A 5,455-nucleotide genomic window follows, 5' to 3' on the forward strand; every position below is an offset into this window, starting at 1 on the left:
GGCAATGATAAATTCTGGTTCTACAGCAAGCGCTCGAGCGATACCGATACGCTGACGTTGTCCACCTGAGAATTCGTGTGGGAAACGGTTTGCGTGCTCTTTATTTAAACCAACTGTGTTTAGTAGTTCATGAACACGGTCCATGCGCTCTTTTTTACTTTTCGCTAATCCGTGAATATCAATACCTTCTGCGATAATATCCCCTACTGTCATACGAGGATTTAGTGATGCGTATGGATCTTGGAAAATCATTTGCATTTTACGGTTGAATTTCTTCAATTCTGTGCGTGATTTCTTACCATGTACGTTTTCACCATCGAATAATACTTCACCAGCAGTTGCATCATATAAACGAATAATCGTTCTTCCAGTTGTTGATTTACCACAACCTGATTCTCCTACAAGACCAAATGTTTCTCCGCGGTAAATATCAAATGAAATATCATTAACCGCTTTGACAACACCACCACTCACGTCGAAGTGCTGCTTTACATTTTTTACTTCAATTAATTTCTCACGTTGTTTAGTCATGTTGTTCACCTGCTTTCATTTGAAGAATACGTTTTTCAACAACTGCCGGCGGTTTTACTTCTGGAGCTTGCTCGTGAAGTAACCAAGTTGCCGCATAGTGTGTATCACTTACTTTAAATAAAGGCGGTTCCATTTCAAAATCAATTTTCAGCGCCTGTGGGTTACGTGGTGCAAAAGCATCACCCTTTGGCGGCTTCAATAAATCCGGAGGCGTTCCAGGAATTGCGTATAACTCTTCCTCTGAACCATCTAAACTTGGCATAGATGCGATTAAGCCCCAAGTATATGGATGTTTCGGATTATAGAAAATTTCATCTACAGTTCCAATTTCAACAACTTTACCAGCATACATAACTGCCACTCGGTCAGCAACGTTTGCTACTACACCTAAGTCATGCGTAATGAAAATAATTGCCGCTTCTGTTTTTTGCTGAATGTCTTTCATAAGTTCTAAAATTTGTGCCTGAATCGTAACGTCTAGCGCTGTTGTCGGCTCATCGGCAATTAATAATTTCGGGTTACAAGCTAACGCCATCGCAATAACTACACGCTGTCTCATACCACCTGAGAATTGGTGAGGATATTGTTTTAAACGTGCTTCTGGATTTGGAATACCTACAAGGTCGATTAATTCTAACGCAACTTTACGTGCGTCTCCTCTACTCATCCCTTGGTGTTTAATAAGACCTTCCATAATTTGATTCCCAATTGTCATCGTTGGATTTAATGATGTCATTGGATCTTGGAAAATCATCGCGATATCTTTACCACGAACTTGCTGCATTTCTTTTTCCGTTAATTTCGTTAAATCACGACCGTCAAATACAATCTCTCCATTTTTAATACGGCCTGGAGGATTTGGGATTAACCCCATTAGCGCTTTAGAAGTAACTGATTTCCCAGAACCAGACTCTCCTACAATCGCTAATGTTTCCCCTTTTTTCAAATCAAAAGTAACTCCGCGCACTGCTTGTACTTCACCTGCATGTGTATCAAAGGAGACTTGTAAATCTTTTACCTCTAACAATGTTTTCATTTTTACTTCTCCCTCCTCATTTACTTACGCATTTTTGGATCTAACGCATCGCGTAATCCATCTGCCATTAAGTTGAATGCTAGAATTAACATACTGATGACAACCGCAGGGATGAACATCATGTGTGGATACGTTTGAATAGATTTATAACCATCATTTACAAGAGAACCAAGTGACGCGAATGGTGGCTGAATTCCTAAACCAATGAAACTTAAGAACGCTTCACCAAACACCGCTGATGGAATTGTGAACATTGTCATTACGATAATAGGTCCCATTACGTTTGGAATTAAATGTTTCACAATTAATTGTGTATTTGTTGCACCTAATGTACGAGATGCTAATACATATTCTTGGTTTTTTAACTTTAGGATTTGTCCACGAACAATCCGCGACATCCCTATCCAACCCGTAATCGCCATCGCGAGTGTAATTGACCAAATACCAGATCCCATAATGATTACCATTAAAATAACGATGATTAAGTATGGAATACCGTTAATAATCTCCATAATACGTTGCATAATATTATCTACTCTACCGCCGTAGAATGCTGAAATACCTCCGTATGCAACCCCAATTACTAAGTCAATTGCTGCTGCTAAAAGAGCGATATATAATGATACGCGTGTACCTTCCCATGTTCTTGTCCATAAGTCACGGCCAAGATCATCTGTACCAAACCAGAAGTACTCTTTAATATCACGTTTTTCATATTGGTCAACACCATATTGATCTGTACCGTCAAATGGTAACCAATGAACATTTTCAATAACTGGAATTTTTGGTGGTAATTTCGCACGACCTAAATCTTGCTCTTTATACGAGTGTTTACTTACCATCGGTCCAAAAATCGCTAATAGCGCAATGATTACTAATAATACAAGGCCAAGCATCGCACCTTTATGTTGGAACAAACGTCTTCTTACATCTTGCCAAAACGTTAAGCTTGGACGGGCAATGACTTCATTATCAACATTATTTTGATTGGCTTGTTGAAATAAATCTGGAGATAATTTTTGTACATCTTTCATCATTTTTTCCCTCCCGCTAAACGAATACGAGGATCAATAATTCCGTATAAAATATCGACAATGAAAATAACTAAAATGAAGATTGCACTATAGAAAATCGTAGTTCCCATAATAACTGTATAGTCATTTAAAGTAATCGATTTAACGAATTGTTCCCCAAGTCCTGGTACAGCATAAATTTGCTCGATAACAAGTGTTCCTGTAATTAATGCCGCAACCATTGGTCCTAAAATTGTTACAACTGGAATTAACGCGTTACGAAGTGCGTGTTTTACAATGATAACGCCTTGACTAATTCCTTTTGCTTTCGCTGTTAAAATATAGTCTGACTGCATAACTTCAATTAATTCTGCACGAGAGAAACGTGCGATTGTTGCGATAACTCCCATCGATAATGCAATTGTAGGCATTACAGTAAACTCTGGTCCTTTCCAGAATGCTACCGGGAACCAACCAAGTTTTACCCCTACGAAATATTGTAGTAATGCGGCGAATACGAATGATGGTACCGACATTCCGAGTACCGAAATAACTGTTGCACTATAATCCACCCACGTATTATTACGAAGTGCGGCAACAATACCTAAAATTAAACCGATAAATGTCCCTAATATAATCGCTTGTAAACCTAATTGGGCTGATGGTCCAATACGATCCACAATCATGTCTGTTACTGGGCGGTTATCATATTGGAATGATACCCCTAAATCACCTTTTGCTAAGTTACCTAAGTAACGTGCGTATTGAACTGGTACCGGATCATTTAATCCGTATTTTTCAAGAATGATTTCTTTTTGTGCCGGTGATAGCTTCTCCTGGTTTTTAAGCGGAGAACCCGGAAGTAATTTCATCAAAAAGAAAGTCAGTGTAGTAATTAAAAATAATGTCAAAGCCATGTACACGAAACGTTTTAATACATAACGTCCCATAGTCAAGCACCTCCCCGTTTTTCTCAAAAGCAATAAGATAGTTTAAAATATTCTTACTTTTATTTTTTTAAAATAAGAGCATATGCCCATCATAGGCATATACCCTTGTAAACGATGGAAAAAAAAGATTATTTTTGTTCAACAGATGCCCATTTGTAAGTTAATTTACCACCATAGTTAATTGGGATAATATCTTTTACGGCACCTTTTACTACATACGCTGAACCTTTTTGGAAGATTGGAGTGATAACTGCATCCTCTTTAATTAACATCTTCTCTACTTCTAGAAGGTTGTTCCAGCGAGCTTGTAAATCTTTTGTATCTGTTTTAGCTTTTAGGATTAACTCATCATACTTCTGATTAGAATACCCTGTTTTATTTTGAGAACCATTCGTAACAAACATATCTAAATATGAGATTGGATCTGGGAAATCTGGTCCCCAAATACCAAACGCAATATCATATTGCTGAGAATCTTCTAATTTATTTTTTTGTGCGAATGGTTGCTGTTTAATTTTAATTGATAAACCTGGTAAGTTCTTTTCTATCTCACCTTTTAAGAATTCACCAACTTTTTTAGCATCTTCATTATCAAAGTTTAAGAATTCTAGTTCGATTTTATCAGTTCCAAGCTCTTTCTTCGCTGTTTCCCAAAGCTTTTTCGCTTCTTTTGGATTTGTTTCAACTAGCTTTCCATTTTCAGCTCGGAAATCTTTTTTATTCGGACCTTCAGCGAAATCTTTTCCAACAAATCCGTAAGCTCCAATTGCACCGTTATTTAAAATAACTTTCGCAATGTTATCACGGTCAAAGGACATTGAAATTGCTTTTCTTAAGTTTTTATTACTTAAGTACTGATTACTTTGATTAAATCTTAAGTAAGCAACCCCTGCTTCTTTTCTTGTTTGGAACTCTGGGCTTTGTCTAAACTTATCAACAAATTCAGACGTTAAAGCCGCACGATCAATCGCGTTTGTCTCATATAAATTTACATCAGTTGCTGTATTTTTTACAATATTAAAGTTGATTTCTTCGATTTTAACCGTTTTATTATCCCAATATGAAGGATTCTTCTTGAATTGGAAACTTTGTTCATGTTTCCAATCACTCATAACGAATGGACCGTTATATAATGTTGTATTTGCCTCTAAACCAAACTTATCACCTTGTGCTTTTACAAAGTTTTCATTTAGCGGGTAAAATACTGGATAAACTGTTAAATCGATAAAGTAAGGAACGGGATTGTCTAATTCCACTTCTAATGTATAATCATCAATCGCTTTTACACCTAATTGGTCAGCAGGTAATTCTTTTTTATGAATTTTCTCTGCATTTTTAATATCGAACATAATGTACGAATACGTTGCTTTTGTATCTGGATTTACGGCTCTTTTCCATGAATACACAAAGTCTTTAGCTGTTACAGGTTCCCCATTTGACCATTTCGCATCTTTTCTTAATTTAAATATGTATTTCTTCCCATCATCTAGCTTTTCGACATCTTCTGCAACGCCAGGCATTCTCTTTTGATCTTTGCCAATACGATATAAACCTTCCATCGTATTATTTAATGCTGTAGAAGATGAAGAGTCAGATGCTAATGATGCATCCATTGACGGAATTTCAGATAACTCTGTTAAATTAAGAATCTGTTTTCCGTTACTACTACTCGTAGCGTTCTCTTTCCCTTTTGCTTTTGCATCATCTTTTTGGTAGCTACACGCGCCAAGCAACATACTTGCAGTTAAAGTTGATGCAAGTAATAACGGTATCTTTTTCTTCATGTTGTGTTGCCTCCCCTAATTGCACTTCCTGTACCCTCACTTGTTAAAAAGTAGAATTGAAAGAATAATCTCCAAGTTTCTACAATTTTCATTATACATATAATACGACGATTGTGAATATAGTTTTTTGTTTTTTTGTTA

General features: G+C 36.6%; 5 protein-coding genes. All 5 read right to left on the reverse strand.

The window, feature by feature from the left end; genetic code table 11:
• Positions 1-531: ATP-binding cassette domain-containing protein (locus tag MR167_RS30170; protein WP_242316146.1), on the reverse strand; the 531-nt coding region annotated here is incomplete at its 3' end.
• Positions 524-1,567, reverse strand: a complete 1,044-nt coding sequence (locus MR167_RS30175; protein ID WP_000854341.1) for an ABC transporter ATP-binding protein — start codon at positions 1,565-1,567, stop codon at positions 524-526. The genes MR167_RS30175 and MR167_RS30170, both read right to left, overlap by 8 nt.
• Positions 1,568-1,587: 20 nt before the next feature.
• On the reverse strand, positions 1,588-2,604 hold the full coding sequence (gene opp3C / locus MR167_RS30180) for an oligopeptide ABC transporter permease (protein WP_000974107.1): 1,017 nt from the start codon (positions 2,602-2,604) through the stop codon (positions 1,588-1,590).
• Complete coding sequence (opp3b, locus tag MR167_RS30185; protein WP_000534168.1) at positions 2,601-3,530, reverse strand: oligopeptide ABC transporter permease; 930 nt, start codon at positions 3,528-3,530, stop codon at positions 2,601-2,603. The genes opp3C and opp3b overlap by 4 nt, the downstream gene beginning before the upstream one ends.
• Positions 3,531-3,658: 128 nt before the next feature.
• Positions 3,659-5,314 (reverse strand): peptide ABC transporter substrate-binding protein, encoded by a 1,656-nt coding sequence (locus MR167_RS30190; RefSeq protein ID WP_000727209.1) that lies wholly within the window; start codon positions 5,312-5,314, stop codon positions 3,659-3,661.
• Positions 5,315-5,455 lie beyond the last annotated feature (141 nt).

Origin of the sequence: Bacillus cereus group sp. BfR-BA-01355 (assembly GCF_022663675.1) — a bacterium.
Classification (GTDB): domain Bacteria; phylum Bacillota; class Bacilli; order Bacillales; family Bacillaceae_G; genus Bacillus_A; species Bacillus_A thuringiensis_S.

What these genes read in the sequence shown, in the direction of transcription:
- MR167_RS30175 (WP_000854341.1), bottom strand. Translation starts at nt 1,567, where the DNA reads ATGAAAACATTGTTAGAGGTAAAAGATTTACAAGTCTCCTTTGATACA.
- opp3C (WP_000974107.1), bottom strand. Translation starts at nt 2,604, where the DNA reads ATGATGAAAGATGTACAAAAATTATCTCCAGATTTATTTCAACAAGCC.
- opp3b (WP_000534168.1), bottom strand. Translation starts at nt 3,530, where the DNA reads ATGGGACGTTATGTATTAAAACGTTTCGTGTACATGGCTTTGACATTA.
- MR167_RS30190 (WP_000727209.1), bottom strand. Translation starts at nt 5,314, where the DNA reads ATGAAGAAAAAGATACCGTTATTACTTGCATCAACTTTAACTGCAAGT.